We start from the raw sequence: 18,521 nt of genomic DNA, 5'->3' as shown, positions 1-18,521 counted from the left end.
ATGTCCTCCATAGACCTAACTTACCCATGGTTATTACTATTATTGCCGTTGCCTTTTCTCGTTATGCGCTTCTCGAAAGCCTATAAAACTAAGCAAACTGCGATTAAAGTGCCATTTTTTCAAGTGCTGATTGATACCTTAAATGAAAAACCCAGTGAGGGAGCGAGTATGCTCTCACCGCGTTTGTGGCAACGAGTTATTCTAGTGTTGAGTTGGTGCTGTTTAGTGCTAGCAATGACTAAACCAACTCAATTAAGTGAGCCACAATTACGCGAACAATTAGGTCGAGATGTGATGATCGCATTAGATTTATCTGGTTCGATGAACGAAACCGATTTTGTGGATGATTCAGGTAAGCGTATTAGTCGTATTGATGCTGCAAAACAAGTTTTGCAGGACTTTTCAGCAACGAGACAAGGCGATCGTTTAGGGCTAATTTTATTTGCCGATGCGGCCTTTTTACAAACCCCGTTTACTGCTGATATTAGTGTGTGGCAGAGTTTATTAACACAATCAGATACTGGGATGGCAGGGCAAAGTACTCATCTTGGTGATGCGATTGGTTTATCAATCAAAGTGTTCGAACAAGCTGAGCAAGATACCGTTTCTGCTCAAGGAACAGACCGAGGCATAAATGAAACTTCGGTTGAGAAAGTTGTTATTTTGCTAACTGATGGTAATGATACCGGAAGCTTTGTTGCTCCTACAGATGCCGCTAAAGTGGCTGCAGTTAAAGGCATTAGGGTACATGTTATTGCGATGGGCGATCCTTTGACTGTAGGTGAGCAAGCGTTAGATATGGAAACTATTGATCGGATAACCAGCGAAACGGGCGGTAGCACTTTTACTGCGTTAGATAAACAACAACTTGATGAGGCATACCAGGCAGTTTCGTTACTCGAACCTCAACTATTTAATAGTACTAGTTACCAAATAACCTATACATTGCATCATTATCTAGTCATTTTTGTCGTCATGCTTTACTTGCTCGCCTTCAGTGCCAGTTTATTGCTTCAAAGTGGCGGGCATCAATCTAAATTAGCTGGCTCAAAGGTCGTTAATACTAAAGCGACTCAAGAAACTAAAGCGACTCACGAAACTAAAGCTACTCAACAAACTAAAGCGACTCACGAAACTAAAGCTACTCAACAAACTAGTGTAGAAAAAATCAAAGGAGAGCAAGATGTTTGATAGCTCCTTTTTGAGTTTATTATGGGCCAACTTTCATTTTATCCGTCCATGGGCGTTGTGCTTATTGTTGCCGCTTGCACTGATTGTGTATATCCGCTGGTATCGAAATGAAGCTGCGCAATCTCAACAAGTTTTACCTGAACATTTGCGGAAAGCGTTAACTGTTGGTGAACAAGGCTGGCGAAAACTATTGCCACTAAAGTTACTCTCAGTGTTGATGATGATGGGCATAATTGTCAGTGCAGGACCTACCTGGAACCGCTATGAGTCGCCATTTAATGAAGATAAAGCCGCTTTGGTGGTCTTAGTTGATTTAAGCCAATCCATGTTAGAAAAAGATGTCGCGCCAAATAGGCTTATACGAGCGCAACATAAAATTCTTGATTTAATTGAATTAAGAAGCGGCGGTAAAACAGGATTAATTGCTTATGCTGGCTCGGCACATGTTGTCGCACCGCTAACCGAAGATAAGCAAGTCTTTACACCTTTTGTCAGTGCATTAGCACCTGAAATTATGCCTGTAGAGGGTAAGCAAGCCCAAGAAGCCTTAACCTTAGTTGATACATTATTGGCAGATGAAGTGGGTGCTAGTGTTATTTTATTTACTGACGGTATGGTGCCCAACGCCATTGATGCTTACGAGGCTTATTTTGAACATTCCGCTCACCAGTTATTAATATTAGGTGTGGGAAATTCTAATCGCGAAGCCACTATTCCCCTAGATGTTCGCTCTTTAGAAACCTTAGCCAGTAAAGCTAATGCTAGTTTGCAGTTAGTGACAGTCGATAATCAAGATGTGCAGTGGTTAATCAGAAAAATAGATCGGCATATGCAGATATCAACTGACAGCATTATGCCCTGGAAAGATATGGGTTATTACTTGCTCTTTCCTATGGCATTGCTGTTATTGCTTTGGTTCAGAAAGGGCTGGTTAGTGCATTGGGGGCTAGTATTAATCGTTTGCGGTAGCAGCGTTGTTGCTCCTTCGCCAGCGTACGCAGAAACATCGTCATTACCTCAAGATGAGTCTGCGAGTGTTAAGGCGCAGGCATCAACTCCAGACACTGATAGTGATCTCCAAGCTAGTGAAAGTTCCGAACTGGCTAGTCAAGAGTTGAAGACTGATGTTTGGCAGAATATACATCAAGCTTGGCTGGACTTTTGGTTTACGCCTGATCAACAAGGCGATCGGGCTTTTCATCAACAAGAATACTTTCAGGCTGCTCAGCATTATCAAGACCCTTTACGCAAAGGTATTGCCTACTACTATGCGGCTCAGTACAAAGCGGCGCAGATTAGTTTTATGCAACAACCGTCGCATCTAAGTTTATTTTATGCTGGCAGCGCATTGGCAAGACAGCGTGAATACATAGCGGCTAGAAATTTATTGCGCGATCTCATCAATGAAATGGATAAGTCTCCACTTGAGTCTGAAGTTCAATTGCGTGCCGATGTGGCGCATAACCTTGCCGCTGTTCAAGCTATCATTGATGAAATTAACCGTTTCAGTGAGAGTCAGCAAGGTACGACCGATGGACTGGAAGAGTCTACTGAACTTGGTAAAGATGAGCCACTGACCTCTGACGGTTTTGAAGAGATAGCCCCCGAAGAAGTGCTAGGTAAAGATACGCTAAATGCTCGTGAGATATTAGGCAGTGAAGAGTTAGCGAACAAATGGTTATCACGAGTTGAAGCCGATCCTAAACGTTTTTTACAAGCCAAATTTTATTTACAGCGACAGTTACAATTGCAGCAAAAGCAAGATGAGGCGCAATAATATGAACATGTCATTGAATAAACTTAATCCGCTGCTGTGTTTGATATGTTTGATTTCATTAGTTTCGTTCTCTGCTTCAGCAGTGACTGTGAGTGATTTACAGCATCAAAAAATGTTAACTATCGAGACCTGGTTATCTAGTGAGGCTGATTCGAATCGAGCGGACCGAAATCAAGCCAGTCAGCAGCCTGATAGTGCTAAAGGGGAGGCTTTGCTAACAACGGTTGTGGGCGAACAGATAACCTTAAATATCAAACTTGGCACCAATAGGTGGTTTACTCGTGGTACGCAAATAGACAATATCGAACTGCCTAATGTGATGAGTAAGCAGCGTGAACAGTTTTCAGTGAATTCTACCCAAAGAATTAATGGCGAAACCTGGTCATTTCAATTGTGGCAAATTTCTTTGTATCCACAAGCTTCTGGAAGTTATCAAGTTCCTGAATTAGGACTATCAGTAGAGGTGATGACCCCGAGCGATGGCAAAGTCAGTGGCATGCTTGTTAGCCAAGCACAATTGTTTGAATCGATTATACCTGATGCGAGTTTACCCGATGATAATTGGTTCAGTTCGCCAGACGTTAATATTGAGCAACAATGGCAGCAATCAAACTCACCTGTATATGTTGGTGATAGCTTTACGCGAACAGTAACAATTAAGGCCGCTGATACTTTATCTGTTTTAATCGGCGATATTATTCCCCAAACGGCTAATGAACAATTTCAAACCTATAGCGATCCTGTTCAATTATTTGATTCTGAACAACGCGGGGATTATTTATCGACTCGAATTGAGCAGCAAGTTTACATTGTTCAACAAGGCGGAGAGCTGAAATTTGATGATGTGGTTATTCGTTGGTGGGATACCGTTAACAAAGAGATGAAACAACAAGTACTCGAAGGAAAAGTTGTTATTGTTAAGCATACTTTAACTTCTTGGCTTAAATATTATCGCAATACACTCATTGTAATGACTTGTTTAGTGATTGGTTTGATAAGTTTATTTTTGGCTATGGCTAGATATTATCAAAGTCACCAGAAGCCAATAGGCTGGTTATATCTGCAGGCGGTGAAAGCTAAAACCTGGCCCAAGGTGCGCAGACTACTTTACTACAAGGTGCGTCAGTCAAACCAACAGCTCACGTTGTTTGATGGGGTTAAGCAACAAAATCAAAATCTTGCTGTTAATATTCAGCAACTTGATCCATCAAAAGCAAACTCAAAACCATTAACTAAGCGTTCAGCTTATGCCTTATGGTTTGCAGTTAAAACGGATGAGGAAAAACCGCAAAGTCGTTTAATTCGACGATTTCTAACTAAGGTTTTTCCTAAAGCATTGCCGCAGCTAACAAAATATTCAAATCAAGATCCTGAATCAAAGTAATCCTTGTTATGCTTAAACGGGTAAATAGTTTATGATTATTGGGTTTATGGCTAGGTGAAAAATGCGTAAAAATGAAAAATACCGATCTAAACCTTATTCCCATTTTTGTGGCTATTTATGAGGAGTGCAGTTTATCTAAATCTGCCAACCGATTAAATATTACTCAGCCTGCGGTAAGTAAAGCATTAAAACGGTTACGGGATATTTATAATGATCCGTTATTTTTACGCGATAATAGTGCCATGGTACCGACACCTCGTGCGATAGATATTTACCCTGCGTTGGCTGCAGCACTGACAAATTACACGAGTACTATCGCAATTGATGGCGGTTTCGATTCGGCCTCTGCAGAGCGTGTGTATTCATTTGCAGTTATATCGGGCCTCGGCCATACGTTCTTGCCATTGGTATTTAGCCATCTTCGCAAAGAAGCGCCACATCTTCATTTTGAAGTTCACCCCATATTTTCAAAAGATACTGAATTAGATTTGCGCTTGCAGCGCTATGATTTTGTCATCGATGCAGATCATTTTTCGCCATCTTTTATTAAGTCTCATCACTTATTTGATGAAGAATTAGTGGCTGTGATGAATGCTGAGCATCCACGGATCCATGATGAGATGACGTTAGAGCAGTTTTTAGCAGAAGAGCATATTACAGTCTCAGGTTGGCAAGCGCGGAGTAGTATTATGCGATCTGCTCATATCTCTGAACTGGATTCTCGTAATGTGGTGTATCGAACTAGCACTGTGACTGAATGTTTACCTTTGGTTTCACAAACCGATTTATTGGCTATTTGCGCTAAGAGTATCGTCAAACAGCAAGGCCTGTTATATAAGGTTAAATCATTCGCTTTACCCCTCGACAAAAATACACTGAGTATCAAATTGTACTGGCATCCTTCTAGAGATACCGATGCTGGGCATGTGTGGCTAAGAAACTATTTAGTAAATGAAGCATCCCAGTTTGGTAATTCACAGTTTGGTATATCGCAGTTTGGTCTAGAGAAAAACGCTGATTAAGAGTCAGATATTATGTGGCTGTGAATGACATAATATAAAAGCTAAAGCCTACTATTTGCAGGCTTTTTCTTATGCGTTCTTTATTGTTCGTCTTTACTGTATGTGTTACTGCGCCTGTTTAGCGCGTAGGTCATTAATAACTTGTGGTGGGGCGATGTCAGCTAACGCACTGATGCATTCTTCTGTGTTTTTGTGGTTATTACGAATATAAATATCGCACATTGCATACAGGTTTTCAGGTGAGCCTGAAATTAAATATGCTTGCTCAAATGATTCAATAGATAATTCGATATCCAGTGGCTCTTGAAGCACACCATTTAAATACCAGTAATAGGCATTTTCAGGCGCTAATTCAGTGGCTTTACTCATCGAGATTGCGGCAATGCTTTTCTGATTTAAACGAACTAGCGTCAGCGCTTTAGAGTAATGCAGGTTAGCATTACTGCTATCAAACTCAATGCCTTTATCCAATGTACTCAGTGCGAGTTCATCTTGTCCCTGTGCATAGTAATTAGTGGATAGATTTAAATATAACTCTGTAGTCTTATCTACTGATGTTAATAAACCGAGATATATGTTTTGCGCCAAATTAGGACGTAATGTCCAACGATAAACATCAGCTAATAACAGTTGCTGGGTATAAGACTCATCAAGTTTAAGTTGTGCAATCAGCTTATCAGCTTGGCTTCTAAGCTCTGCTTGTTGTCCCATTTGTAATTGTTCAAAATCTTTTATCAAGCTAACTGTTGCGCTAAAACGTACAGACTCAACGTCATCTTGCAGTAACGGTGCGACCATACGGTAACGGTGTTCTAAAGGGTAGGGCATTGCACCTGCAATTGCTGCTTCACGGACTATAGGTTGGCTGTCCTTTAAAGCTCTAGCGACTGCAACCAGACTGTTTTCATTTGGGTATTGGGCAATAAATCGCAGTGCTTGAGCGCGTTTTTCTGCAGGCTCATTAATATTTTGGGCAATATAAGCCATTGCTTGAGGAGTTACTGTTTCACTTGAATCACTGGTTGTCGTTTCAGTTTGTGCAGCATTGGCTGGCAAGCTGATACTGATTGCAGGTAGCGACATTGAAAGCGCTACTAAGGTGAACAATGTCAATGGACGAAATGTCATAGTTAAAACCTATCAATTCATGTAGTGAAGGCATACAAATACCCTCTATTAAAAATAATATGTAAAGGTAAATGTTATCGGTTTTTTGTGGCTTGTTGGATTAACTTATCGCTATATTTACCGTGTGCGACAGGGTGGCCTGTATTGCGTAAAATGTACGCTAAAGGTTTATCGATATAGGCGAAAAACTTTTTCCAGCCTGCACATAAATAATTCAGGCCAGGCTCACCATCACGGCTGCTGATAAAGCGGTTTTTAGGGCATTCGCCATAACATGCAAACTGATACTCACACTGGCTGCACTGGGAGTTTATCCCGCGTGATTTTGCTAAACCAAAACTTTGCTGTTTTTCTGAAAATGCCATATCAGCTAAAGGCGTGTCTTTTATATTGCCAATTTTATATTCAGGGTAGACATAGTGATCACAGGCAAAAACATCACCATTAGGCTCGAGCGCTAAGCCTTTGCCACAGACTTGACCTAAAGTGCATAACGGATTTTTATTGCCCATCCAGGCTTCAACACTGGCTTCGAAATATTGCACCATGATTTTACCAAAATCATGCATCACCCATTCATTAAATACAGCAATGAGGAAGTTACCCCATGCTTCATCTGAAACACACCAAGGCTCCATTACAGAACTTTTGTTTCCTGGAATAAGACGTTTATCACCTTGACGATATTGAGGAGCTTTAGTGTCGGTTTGAGGTGCATCGGTTCTAAAGGTTTTTTGCTCAACAATTGGGATGAATTGCATTTGCGGAGACTTCACCACATCGCGTAAAAAGCGGTATACCTCAACAGGGCTTTGGCTGGTCACTTTGTTGACACAGGTTAATGTTGCGAACCTGACTTCATATTTATGCAGCAGTTCTACCGCAAGCATGACTTGTCTAAATGTACCACGACCAGCTCGGTTGGTGCGGTAAGTGTTATGCATCAACTCTGGACCATCAATGCTCAGTCCAATCAGGAAGTTATTTACTTTAAAAAACTGACACCATTCGTCGTTAAGCAATGTGCCGTTGGTTTGCAAGTCGTTAGAGATGACAACCCCTTTCGGACAATGCTTTTGTTGGTATTCAACGACTTTTTTAAAGTAATCGAGCCCCAGCATCGTCGGCTCACCGCCTTGCCAAGAGAAGATTATTTCTGGTGTGTTCTGCTGAAGAATATATTGCTGAATATATTCTTCTAGTAAGGCCTCATCCATTTCAGGGGAGCAGCCTTTTTTATATTCTAGCAAGTCTTGTTTACTGAGGTAGTAACAATAGTCACAATCAATGTTGCACACAGCGCCAATGGGTTTTGCCATGACGTGCATACGTTTTGAGGCTTTACCATTAAATTGTGGACCTTGAGTTATCTTCATATCACTACCTCTTAATGGCTGAGCGTGTCTGTTTCGTACAGAATTACTTTGTATCGTATGTAAGCTGACAGGTTTGTATCAATTGAGGTAAATTGTAAGCTATTCACTTTGACGATATAAGCTCAATTCGGCTATATCCAATATAACCATTAGTTTGGTTAACAAATCGATATAGCGTTTTATAATTGCTACTTAAAACAGCGGATTAATAATGGGAAATATATGAAACAAGCTGGTGAAAATCTTGGTCACATTAACCATAGTGTTAAACCGTCAATACTGCAGAGCACTCGCACGATAGTGTCGGGAGTGATTGGCGCAACATGTCTTGTTTTTTTAAGCGCTTGCAGCACCACTAACATTTCATCTCACCCAATTTCTGTGTCGATTATGGCTGACATGGTGTTAGTTGATGGCGGCTCCTTCGTCATGGGTTCCAACTTGGAAACAGCTAAAAAGTCAGAACAGCCGGCTCATGAAGTCAGTGTAGATAGTTTTTATATTTCAAAATTTGAAGTGACTCAGGAACTGTTTGAGTCAGTAATGGGTGGTTCAAATAGCTTTTTTGTTAACCCTAAAGTGCCAGTTAATAATTTAAGTTGGCAGCAAGCGGTATATTTCATTGAGCGTTTAAACGAATTAACTGGCGATAATTATCGTTTACCTACTGAAGCTGAGTGGGAATTTGCTGCCATTGGTGGCAATAAATCTAAAGGCTTTACTTACAGTGGCTCGAACAATATCGATGATGTTGGCTGGTATGCCCAAAATGCTAATAATCGTGCACAACCTGTAGGGCTCAAAAAGCCAAATGAACTTGGCCTTTACGACATGACAGGTAATGTTGGCGAGTTTGTTATTGATAAATTTGATGAAGGTTTTTATCGAGTATCGCCTAAGCATAATCCTAATAATGCTCAGCATTCAGATATCAATTTAGCCCATAAAACTACCCGTGGTGGCAGCTTTGCTTATGATGCCAACGAGTCTGAAAACTTTCGACGAGACTTTGCAAGTCAGTCCATCTTAATGTCTGATTTAGGGCTAAGGTTAGCAAAAGATGCTAACTAGTTTTAAATGAATATGGAACGTTCTATTTTTAAATCACGGAGTCCTAATGAATAAACTTAGTTTGTCTTTATATGCTTTGGCGTGCATGACGTGTTTAAGCCCACTAGCAGCAATTTCAGCAGAAACACCACCTAAATTAATCCTACAAATTACCGTTGATGGTCTACGAGGTGATTTACTGGATCGCTACAAACATAACTTTGGTGACAATGGGTTTAAGTACCTGCTTGATGAAGGCACTCATTATACTAATGCCCATTATCAACACAGTAACACTGAAACGATTGTAGGCCACGTATCGCTTGCGACAGGCGCAACACCCAGTGTGCATGGCATGGTGGGTAATGTTTGGTATGACCGAAGCCAAGAACGCCTCGTTTATAATGTTGAAGATGAAAATTATCATATGTTGTCAGCGAATGCTGGCGTTGATAAATCAACTGAAATAGATCCAACTCAGAAGACGGCTTTAATGGATGGACGTTCTCCAATTCCAATGCTGAGTACTACGTTTTCTGACGAGCTGATGGTGGCGACCAATGGTCAATCAAAAGTGTACTCCGTATCCGTAAAAGATCGTGGCGCGATTTCACTTGCAGGGCATATGGGAAAAGCTTTTTGGTTTTCTAAGAGTCAAGGTGAGTTTGCCACCAGTAACTATTATTATCCGCAATATCCTCAGTGGGTTAATGATTGGAATGACAGTAAGCTTTTCAAGCGTTACTCAGACAAAAGTTGGCAGTTAAGTTTAGCGAAAAAAGAATATACCTTAGTCGATTCATCCGCGACTCATAAAATTGACTTAGCAGGATTTAATAACCAATTTCCTCACCCTTACGGTGCAGGTGATAGTAAGTATTTCACGACAAAATTAACCTTAAGCCCTGCAGGGGATGAGCTGACTGCAGATTTTGCTAAAACCTTATTATCTAAAGAAGCATTAGGACAAAATAAGCATACTGACTTTTTAGCGGTGAGTTTCTCATCTAATGATTATGTCGTGCATATGTTTGGCTCCAATAGTCTGGAAACCGAAGATAATTTACTGCGTTTGGATAAAACCCTTGCTGATCTATTCAGTCATGTTGATAAGCAAGTCGGTCTAGAAAATACTTTGATAGTGTTATCGGCAGATCATGGTGTACCAGAAACTGCGCCACATGTGCATGATATCGGGTATCACGATGCGGGATACTTTGAAGTTGATAGCTTATTAAACCAAGGGGTTAAAAAACGCTTAAAACAAGAGTTTGGTTTAAATGATGATGTAGTAACTTTGTTTTCAGAACCTTATATTTATTTAGACCGTGAATTAATTGCCAGAAAGAATCTGTCTCTTGCACAAGTGCAAACCGCGATAGCTCAAGAAGTGATGAAAGTTAAAGGGGTCGAAATGGCCATTACGTCGACTGATATTGAGTTGAATAATGTTCCGCCAACCCGAGTCGGGCAGCTGGTAATGAACAACCATCATCGACAGCGTTCTGGCGACGTTTATATCGTGTTTGCTCCACGTAAGTATATTAATGATTTAGAAGGTTTGGTTATCGCATCTAAACACGGTTCACCTTGGCGATACGATACCCATGTACCAATTATTTTTGCTGGGTATAATATTAAAGGTCAACGCATTGATCGTGAGGTGACACCATATGACATTGCGCCAACCTTATCGAATAAATTACGGATCACTCAACCTAGCGGTGCAACAGGGCAAGTGCTTGAAGAAGTAAGTCGATAAACACTCAATACAGAAATAGTAATTTTACTCAAAACAAAGGAATGATATGAACGGTGCAGGTGGAACATCAGGTGGGATTGGCTCATTTTTTATTGGATTAATTATGATGTGCGGTGGCTTTTATATGCTATTAAAAGCGATAAAAGTGACCAGTTCATTCGGCTTTAGTCATAGCCTTTATAATGTGGGCGGGGTTGGGTTAACCAGTGGCATGATCATGATCCCATTCATGTTTGGTATTGGACTGATGTTTTATAATGCTAAGAATATCTTTGGCTGGATCCTCACTTTTGGTTCATTAGTCGGCTTGATATTTGGTGTGATAAGTTCAATCAATTTCCGCTTTAGCCATATGAGCGCGTTCGATTTAATCGTTATATTGGTGTTAAGTGTCGGTGGGTTAGGGATATTTCTACGCTCGTTAAAAAGTATAGAAAAAAGATACCCTGATGCTTAATGCTGTAAATATGGTGGTGTGTCGTTAACAGCCATTGGTGACGACATTAATAATAGGTCTTGCACTTGCTGAAGTAGCTTGTCGATAACGTAAATAGCAAGCTGCTTGACCTGCATCTTCAGTGATAACGCCATGCCAATAAATCCAAGCGCCTGCAAATACACTAGGGCGTTTATTCCAATCCTCATCTGGGAAGTCCATAAGTAAATCAATCCCTGCGGCAGTGCCATCTGGATAACCGTAGGCTAGTTCAACATCAATATCGTTAATACTTAGAGTTGATGTGGGCAGTTTTTCAACGCCAGCGATAGATGCTTTTGAATAGGTAAGTGTTGCAGCCGACTGCATGGCACTTTCCATTCCATCCATTGTTGCGACAATAGAATCTTTTCTAAAATCAATAAATTTGCTGCTAGCTACTATGGCTAAAATAGCCAATATAATGATAACCACAACCAGTTCAATTAATGTGAAACCAAATGATTTTTTCGAATAACTGAATTGGGCTGAGTGATTTTTAGGTGAGCAAAATAATGTTTTATTCATATATTTCAAAATGTATTTCTATGTAATGTTATTATTTTTGGCTTACTTATGTTGTTAACAATAGTAGCAGCATTTTAGGTTGTGTTGATACATAACGCCGATTGATAATACATCTACATTACTTGTTTTTGTTGTTATTATCCTAATTAACTTAGTTTCTGGTGGATGTAAACTGTGCCGAATTCAAAAGAGAGAGCGTCAACAGAGGCTCTCTTATCTAATACTTCCTCTTCTATTGCTGTATTACCTTGGATATTTGATTTTCTCAAACCTTATAAACTAAAAGTGTTTGCAGCAATAATCTTTTTGTTTATTGGCTCCTTTGCTTGGCTTTCTTTAGGTCAAGGCGTGCGGATGATGGTGGATGAAGGCTTCTTGGCTGATAACGCTGAGCGCCTTAATGAAATTGTACTGTTCATATTAGTCATCACGGCCATTAGCGGCAGTGCCGTATTTTGTCGTTTTTACTTAATGACCTGGCTTGGCGAACGAGTTATCGCTGATATTCGTTTGACTGTTTACAACCATTTATTGAATTTATCCCCTGCATTTTTTGCCGAGCAGCGTACTGGTGAAGTCATATCAAGGTTTACCGCTGACAGCACACTATTACAAAGTGTTGTTGGCAGTAGTTTATCAATGGCATTTCGCTCAACTGTGACAGTACTCGGTGCTATTGTGATGATGGCGATAACCAGTCTTAAACTCACAGGACTAGTGTTACTCGCTGTGCCAATGGTGTTTATTCCGGTGATCTTTTTAGGCAAAAAAGTGCGTCAGTATTCACGTAAAAGCCAAGATAAAGTCGGCGATTTAGGCGCATACATTGATGAAACTCTGCATGAGATCCATACCGTGCAGGCTTATGGGCATGAGCGTAAAGATAGAACCGAGTTTAATAGCCAAGTTGAATCGGTTATGACCGCAGCGAAAGGGCGAATTTTATATCGGTCAATTTTAATCTCGTCAGTGATGTTCTTAAGTATTGCAGCAATAGCCTTGGTTTTGTGGGTAGGCGCACAAGATGTAATGCAAAATAATATCAGTGCGGGTGAATTGTCTGCCTTTATGTTTTATGCGGTGATGGCAGCAGGTTCTGTTGCCACAATCAGCGAAGTCTTTAGTGAAATACAACGTGCTTCAGGGGCTGCAGAAAGACTGATTGAGTTAGTACGTACTCCGGTTGATATCCCCGAAGTGACAACCCCTGTAGTTTTACCTGCCAACATCAATGGGTGTTTGAGTCTTGAAGCGCTTCGTTTTGCCTATCCAAGTAGTAAAGAAGACGTTATTAAAGGCATTGACCTTACTATATCAGCAGGCGAAAGGGTGGCCTTAGTGGGCGAGAGTGGTGCAGGTAAAAGCACGCTTTTTGAGCTATTACTGCGCTTTTATCAGCCTAAAGCAGGTCTGGTAAGGTTAGACGATATTGATGTATCGAGGTTAAGTCTAGAGCAGCTTAGGGCGCAATATGCATTGGTGCCTCAAGAGTCAGTCATATTTGCCACCAGTGTATTTGAAAACGTGCGCTACGGTCGTATTGATGCAACAAAAGAGCAAGTGCAGCAAGCTTGCATTACCGCAAAAGCGGATGAGTTTATCCAGGAGTTATCGGACGGTTATGATACTTACCTTGGTGAGCGCGGGGTTAAGTTATCTGGCGGACAAAAACAGCGTATAGCCATTGCTAGGGCAATATTAGCTGATAGACCGATATTGTTATTAGATGAAGCCACGAGTGCGTTAGATGCTGTGAGCGAAGTCAAGGTTAAGCAAGGGTTAGACAACCTAATGCAGGGGAGAACAACGCTCATTATCGCCCATCGACTCGCGACAGTGATTAATGCCGACAGAATTGTCGTGCTTGAAAAAGGCCAAATAGTTGCCATAGGGACACATCAAGAGCTAATGCAGTCTAGTGATGTTTACCAAGAGTTTGCCAGCTTGCAGTTACTGACAGAGCAGAGTAGTTAATCGTAATTGACATGAGTTAAGCAATAACAACAAGAGTGTTTACATAAGCAAACGCCACTATCTAAGCTGATAGTGGCGTTTTTTATTAAGACTTGCCAATGAAGTATTAGCGACTTAATGAGATTACTTTCTGAGTTCACGCCTTAGAATTTTGCCCACAGTACTTTTAGGTAACTGGGGTGTAAATTCAATGATGCGCGGTACTTTATAAGCGGTTAATTGACTGCGGCAATAGTCAGATATTTGTTGCTTAGTTTGCGCTTCATCAGTTGTCGCTTCTTTTAATACAATAACAGCTTTGACTGCTTCACCTGACTTGTCATCTGCTACACCGACAACTGCACATTCAAGTACTAATTCATTTTGCGATAATACGTCTTCAACTTCGTTAGGGTACACATTAAAGCCTGATACGATGATCATGTCTTTTTTACGGTCAACTATTTTATGAAAGCCATCAGCTGTCGCGACAGCAATATCACCGGTTTTAAAGAAACCATCTTGGGTCATCACTTTGGCTGTTTCAGCTGGCTGTTGCCAATAGCCTTGCATAACTTGTGGCCCTTTTACTGCTAGTTCACCCGCATCTGCGAGTGGTACTTCTTCATCATTGATATCAAGGATCTTTACTTGAGTCTCAAGTACGGGTTTACCTATGGTACCTAGCTGCTGAAAACCCGGAGCATTAAGGCTTACAACTGGTGATGTCTCTGATAAACCGTAACCTTCTGAGATCATGCAATTGGTGGTTTGTTGCCAAATATTGGCTGCAGCGCTAGTGAGAGCGGTACCACCAGAGATAGTAATGGTCAACTTACTGAAGTCGAGAGCTTGAAATTCTGGCTGGTGGCATAAGCCAACAAATAAGGTATTTAGGCCGGCAAAACCGGTAAATGGGTAGCTGGCCATGGTCTTTATAAGGCCACTAATATCACGTGGGTTTGGAATGAGTACCGAGCAGCTGCCTGATTCAAAATACAGGACTAGATTCACCATGAATGCATAGATGTGATATATCGGTAAAGGCGCAACAAAAATATCTTCTCCTGGCGTCATGGTGCTAGCGATACGAGATTTAACTTGCGCTGAGTTAGCTAACATATTGCGATGACTTAACATTGCGCCTTTTGATAACCCTGTGGTGCCACCAGTGTATTGCAGTGCGGCAAGATCAGTTTGTAATGGTTTTACTGGGGTGTAATTGGATTGCGCGCCAAGTGCGAGCATCTGATTAAATTCAATCTTTTCAAATGGGGTATCAGCTTGAGGTTGCGGATTAATTAAGTCCAATGCATGCGTACTAATAACTAACGATACTGAAGTTTGTTCAATGACGTTATTTAGTGTTGGCAGTAAATCCGATAACACCACCAAGGCTTTGGCACCAGAATCATTAAATTGATGAATTAATTCACGCTCGGTATATAACGGGTTGGTATTAACAATAATCAGCCCTGCTCGAATCGCCCCGTAAGCTGCAATGACAAATTGGGTAATATTGGGAAGTTGAATTGCAATTCTATCTCCCACTTCAAGTCCACTGTGTTGTTGTAAGTAAGTGGCAAAATGACGTGATGCTGCTTCAATCTCATTAAAAGTGGTTTGCTTGCCTAAACAGGCATAAGCGACATTGTCTCCATACTGCTGACAAGTTTGTTCAATTAAATCTACCAGCGATTGATACTTTTCTAGGTTAAGTATTGTATCTGCGTCGTATGCCATGGTTATCACCTTTATTGTGTTTGTTCTTCTGATAATCAAACGAGCGTTTAGATTAGAGCTATTGTGCTCAAAAGGTCAACAGAATTCGCGATATATTTTTATTATCACATTAATATATATAGAGTTTTTACTCTACATATGTAATTTTATACTTGCACAACGAAGGTATTAATGCTGGTTTTTTAAACTAAATAAAGTTATCTGGATGGTGCTACTAATTAAGTAATGCCTAATTTGCAGGTTAATGTGCTGCTTAGTTGTATTTTTCTATATATATTTAGTTAATTTATCTTTTTTATTGGCTTAAAGGCGTTGATTATTTTGATGAATAATAGAAATTATTAGCAATTGTGTTTTATTTGTTATAAAAATGTAACTGCAAATGGAGTTACTTCATTTTGGGAGAGACGATGTTTACGTCATTGAATTGATTTAAACACCTGTCACAAGCATGAAATTATAATAAATAAAGAGACACCAATGATGACTAATTTAAAGAAAAGGAAGTTTGGCTTAAATTCATTAAGCCTTGCTGTAACAGTGGCTTTAGCCGGCTCTGTTATGTCAACACAAGTAATGGCCGAAGATGAAGAAGTCGCAGAGAATGTAGAAAAAATTGCTGTTGTGGGTAGTCGCGCAGCACCTCGTTCAGTGGGTGAGTCCCCAGTACCTGTGGATATTATTAGCGCTGATGATTTAAGGAAAAATGGCTCAACTGACATGATTGATATGTTAGTTACTTCTGTGCCTTCTTTTAACTCTCGTGCACAACCAATTAGTGATGCTGCAACCTTAGTTCGTCCAGTAAATTTACGTGGTCTTCCATCAGATAGTACTTTGATTTTAGTGAATGGCAAACGTCGCCATCGCGCTTCGGTAATTGCTTTCCAAGGTGGTGGTATTAACGATGGTGCTCAAGGGCCTGATATTTCAGTCATTCCAAGTATTGCTTTAAAGCAAGTTGAAGTACTTCGTGATGGAGCTGCTGCACAATACGGCTCAGATGCAATTGCAGGGGTGATGAACTTCCAATTAAAAGATAGCGCTGAAGGTGGCTCAATTAGTGTCAGCCATGGTGAGTATTATGAAGGCGACGGCGCAACAACGACAGTTGATGGTAACATCGGGTTACCACTAACAGATGCTGGTTTCGTGAATATTAGTGCACAATATAAAACCGCTGATGCTACAAGTCGAAGCGTACAGCGTCCGGATGCTGCGGGTTTAATTGCTGGAGGCAACACTTTTGTCAATGACCCTGCACAAGTATGGGGTAATCCAGAAATAAACGATGATTACACCATTTTTGCTAATCTTGGTTTTGATTTTAATGACAAACACAGGGTTTATGCATTTGGTAACGTTTCATCAAGAGAAGCAATTGGTGGCTTCTACTACCGTAACCCTCACAATCGTGGCAATGTCTATTCAGTTGACGGCGGAGAAACTTTATTAGTCGGTGCGGTCAATGGAGACCAATCAACTTGTGATGTTGTTCCTGCAAATGTTCCTAATGTACTTGATACGCCAGAGTATGCCGCTATGGTTGCGGATCCTAACTGTTTCTCTATGAACCAAGTTCGTCCAGGTGGTTACACGCCACAATTTGCCGGTACGATTGAAGATATGTCTTTCTTCTTCGGCTTTGAAGGTGAGATGGGTGAATGGAATTATGATGCTAGTGCTGGCACAGGTTCAAACAAATCTAGCTTTAGTCTTTATAATTCTTTAAACCCTTCACTTGGCCTTGCTGCTAACCCTGAAGATACGCAAACAGATTTTGATACTGGTGCTTATGAGCAGGTTGAAACAACGGTCAATTTGGATTTCTCTCGTTTCTTTACCCTAGGTTCAGTTGAAGATATTAGCTTTGCTACAGGTTTTGAATGGAGAGAAGAATCATTTGAAATTACTCAAGGTGAAGAAGCCTCTTGGATTGCTGGTCCTTATGCTGATCAAGGCTTTAATATCGGCTCACATGGTTTTAAGGGCTTTGGTCCAGAAGCAGCAGGTAAAAATGATCGTAGTAACATTGGTATTTATGCTGATGTTGAAGCCTATTTAACAGATGACTGGTTATTAGGTGTTGCACTTCGATATGAAGATTTCTCGACATTTGGTGATACGTTAAATTATAAAATCTCAACCCAATATTCATTTACTGATTATTGGTCTATGCGAGCATCTCACAGTACTGGATTTAGAGCGCCGACTGTAGGTCAGGAAAATGTTGTGAATACGCAAACATCGATTGTAAATGGCGATTTGATTCAGACATTTATTGCACCTCCAACGGATCCATTGGCGGCATTTTATGGCGGTGAAGTGTTAGAACCTGAAGAATCTGTAAACTATGCAATTGGTACAGTATTTGAGTATGAAGATTTCTTCTTAACAGTTGATTACTACAATATTGAAGTGACAGGTCGTATTGCGCAATCAAGTCAAATCGAAGTGAAAGCTGAAGATTATGATGACTTACGTGATGCAGGTGTTGAATTTCCTGAGTTGATTTCAGCGGTGACCTATTACACCAATGATTTTGATACAACGACTCAGGGTGTGGATATTGTCGGCTCTTACGAGACAGAGTTGATGTCTGGTGACACAATGTTCAGTCTTGCTTATGGCTGGACAGATACAAACGTTGATAAGTTCGATCCGGATACAACTGATGAGGGTAAGGTACGCCGTCTAGAAGATGGTATTCCAGCTCATCGTGCAACCCTGACATGGAATCAAACTTGGGATGATTTAAACGTTTCATTACGTGGTAATTACTTCGGTGAATACTACGCTACTCATGCAGATGATACTTCTGACTGGGGTTCTGAAACGGCTGATTCTGCAGTGACAGTAGATTTAGAGGTTAGCTACACAATGTTCGATCAGTTAACCCTTTCTGTCGGAGCAAACAACTTGTTTGATCAAGAAGCACAAGAGTTAAAAGATGGTACTCAAGGTGTGCTAGGTGCAGTTTACTATGAAAGTGGTCCATTTGATTACAATGGCGGTTTTTACTACGGTAAAGTTAGTTATGTATTCTAAGTTTATGGATATGATTTAATAAAAAACCTTGCCAGTTGGCAAGGTTTTTTTTTGGCTGATAGGTAGGTTTACATTTAACTTATC

At 40.6% G+C, this 18,521-nt stretch carries 13 protein-coding genes; 9 read left to right on the top strand and 4 right to left on the bottom strand.

What is annotated here, in order from left to right; all coding sequences use genetic code 11:
• From AB4153_RS13340 to AB4153_RS13325, 4 genes are all read left to right on the top strand, one after another.
• Positions 1–1,191, top strand: coding sequence for a VWA domain-containing protein (locus AB4153_RS13340; protein ID WP_371997759.1), 1,191 nt, complete (start codon positions 1–3; stop codon positions 1,189–1,191).
• Positions 1,184–2,968 carry a VWA domain-containing protein gene (locus AB4153_RS13335; RefSeq protein ID WP_371997757.1) on the top strand — a complete coding sequence of 595 codons (1,785 nt, stop codon included), beginning with the start codon at positions 1,184–1,186 and terminating at the stop codon, positions 2,966–2,968. The genes AB4153_RS13340 and AB4153_RS13335 overlap by 8 nt, the downstream gene beginning before the upstream one ends.
• A gap of 1 nt (position 2,969) precedes the next feature.
• Positions 2,970–4,352 (top strand): BatD family protein, encoded by a 1,383-nt coding sequence (locus AB4153_RS13330; protein WP_371997756.1) that lies wholly within the window; start codon positions 2,970–2,972, stop codon positions 4,350–4,352.
• Between the two features lie 71 nt (positions 4,353–4,423).
• Entirely contained in the window at positions 4,424–5,374 is a 951-nt protein-coding gene (locus tag AB4153_RS13325; protein WP_371997755.1) for a LysR substrate-binding domain-containing protein, read from the top strand.
• 105 nt (positions 5,375–5,479) lie between these two features.
• Here AB4153_RS13325 and AB4153_RS13320 read toward each other — a convergent pair whose 3' ends face one another.
• Together AB4153_RS13320 and AB4153_RS13315 are read right to left on the bottom strand one after the other, a co-directional pair.
• Positions 5,480–6,502 (bottom strand): hypothetical protein, encoded by a 1,023-nt coding sequence (locus AB4153_RS13320; RefSeq protein WP_371997753.1) that lies wholly within the window; start codon positions 6,500–6,502, stop codon positions 5,480–5,482.
• Positions 6,503–6,576: 74 nt separating this feature from the next.
• Positions 6,577–7,878: an anaerobic sulfatase maturase gene (locus AB4153_RS13315; protein ID WP_303512271.1), complete on the bottom strand. Its 1,302-nt coding sequence runs from the start codon at positions 7,876–7,878 to the stop codon at positions 6,577–6,579.
• Positions 7,879–8,100: 222 nt separating this feature from the next.
• Here AB4153_RS13315 and AB4153_RS13310 point away from each other — a divergent pair, with 222 nt between their 5' ends.
• The 3 genes from AB4153_RS13310 to AB4153_RS13300 are packed head-to-tail and all read left to right on the top strand — an operon-like array spanning position 8,101 to position 11,147.
• Positions 8,101–8,949 (top strand): formylglycine-generating enzyme family protein, encoded by an 849-nt coding sequence (locus AB4153_RS13310; RefSeq protein WP_371997752.1) that lies wholly within the window; start codon positions 8,101–8,103, stop codon positions 8,947–8,949.
• A gap of 46 nt (positions 8,950–8,995) precedes the next feature.
• Complete coding sequence (locus AB4153_RS13305) at positions 8,996–10,690, top strand: alkaline phosphatase family protein (RefSeq protein WP_371997751.1); 1,695 nt, start codon at positions 8,996–8,998, stop codon at positions 10,688–10,690.
• Between the two features lie 46 nt (positions 10,691–10,736).
• Positions 10,737–11,147, top strand: a complete 411-nt coding sequence (locus AB4153_RS13300; protein ID WP_229368010.1) for a hypothetical protein — start codon at positions 10,737–10,739, stop codon at positions 11,145–11,147.
• A 24-nt stretch (positions 11,148–11,171) separates the two neighbouring features.
• On the opposite strand, the gene AB4153_RS13295 is transcribed toward AB4153_RS13300, so the two are convergent.
• Positions 11,172–11,693, bottom strand: a complete 522-nt coding sequence (locus AB4153_RS13295; protein ID WP_371997749.1) for a prepilin-type N-terminal cleavage/methylation domain-containing protein — start codon at positions 11,691–11,693, stop codon at positions 11,172–11,174.
• A 234-nt stretch (positions 11,694–11,927) separates the two neighbouring features.
• Here AB4153_RS13295 and AB4153_RS13290 point away from each other — a divergent pair, with 234 nt between their 5' ends.
• Complete coding sequence (locus AB4153_RS13290; RefSeq protein ID WP_371997785.1) at positions 11,928–13,667, top strand: ABC transporter transmembrane domain-containing protein; 1,740 nt, start codon at positions 11,928–11,930, stop codon at positions 13,665–13,667.
• A 123-nt stretch (positions 13,668–13,790) separates the two neighbouring features.
• Here the strand turns inward: AB4153_RS13290 and AB4153_RS13285 are convergent, their stop codons facing one another.
• On the bottom strand, positions 13,791–15,389 hold the full coding sequence (locus tag AB4153_RS13285) for an AMP-binding protein (RefSeq protein ID WP_248954449.1): 1,599 nt from the start codon (positions 15,387–15,389) through the stop codon (positions 13,791–13,793).
• Positions 15,390–15,869: 480 nt separating this feature from the next.
• Between AB4153_RS13285 and AB4153_RS13280 the strand changes: the two genes are divergently transcribed.
• Entirely contained in the window at positions 15,870–18,437 is a 2,568-nt protein-coding gene (locus tag AB4153_RS13280; protein ID WP_371997748.1) for a TonB-dependent receptor plug domain-containing protein, read from the top strand.
• Positions 18,438–18,521 lie beyond the last annotated feature (84 nt).

Source organism: Shewanella sp. 10N.286.52.E4, assembly GCF_041468785.1.
GTDB lineage: Bacteria > Pseudomonadota > Gammaproteobacteria > Enterobacterales > Shewanellaceae > Shewanella > Shewanella electrodiphila.
This window is presented reverse-complemented; position numbering and strand designations above follow the sequence as displayed.

Excerpts from the sequence above, each read along its gene's own strand:
- AB4153_RS13280 (WP_371997748.1), top strand. The coding sequence starts at position 15,870 with ATGATGACTAATTTAAAGAAAAGGAAGTTTGGCTTAAATTCATTAAGC.
- AB4153_RS13340 (WP_371997759.1), top strand. The coding sequence starts at position 1 with ATGTCCTCCATAGACCTAACTTACCCATGGTTATTACTATTATTGCCG.
- AB4153_RS13315 (WP_303512271.1), bottom strand. The coding sequence starts at position 7,878 with ATGAAGATAACTCAAGGTCCACAATTTAATGGTAAAGCCTCAAAACGT.
- AB4153_RS13295 (WP_371997749.1), bottom strand. The coding sequence starts at position 11,693 with ATGAATAAAACATTATTTTGCTCACCTAAAAATCACTCAGCCCAATTC.
- AB4153_RS13330 (WP_371997756.1), top strand. The coding sequence starts at position 2,970 with ATGAACATGTCATTGAATAAACTTAATCCGCTGCTGTGTTTGATATGT.
- AB4153_RS13285 (WP_248954449.1), bottom strand. The coding sequence starts at position 15,389 with ATGGCATACGACGCAGATACAATACTTAACCTAGAAAAGTATCAATCG.
- AB4153_RS13310 (WP_371997752.1), top strand. The coding sequence starts at position 8,101 with ATGAAACAAGCTGGTGAAAATCTTGGTCACATTAACCATAGTGTTAAA.
- AB4153_RS13300 (WP_229368010.1), top strand. The coding sequence starts at position 10,737 with ATGAACGGTGCAGGTGGAACATCAGGTGGGATTGGCTCATTTTTTATT.
- AB4153_RS13305 (WP_371997751.1), top strand. The coding sequence starts at position 8,996 with ATGAATAAACTTAGTTTGTCTTTATATGCTTTGGCGTGCATGACGTGT.
- AB4153_RS13335 (WP_371997757.1), top strand. The coding sequence starts at position 1,184 with ATGTTTGATAGCTCCTTTTTGAGTTTATTATGGGCCAACTTTCATTTT.
- AB4153_RS13320 (WP_371997753.1), bottom strand. The coding sequence starts at position 6,502 with ATGACATTTCGTCCATTGACATTGTTCACCTTAGTAGCGCTTTCAATG.
- AB4153_RS13325 (WP_371997755.1), top strand. The coding sequence starts at position 4,424 with ATGAAAAATACCGATCTAAACCTTATTCCCATTTTTGTGGCTATTTAT.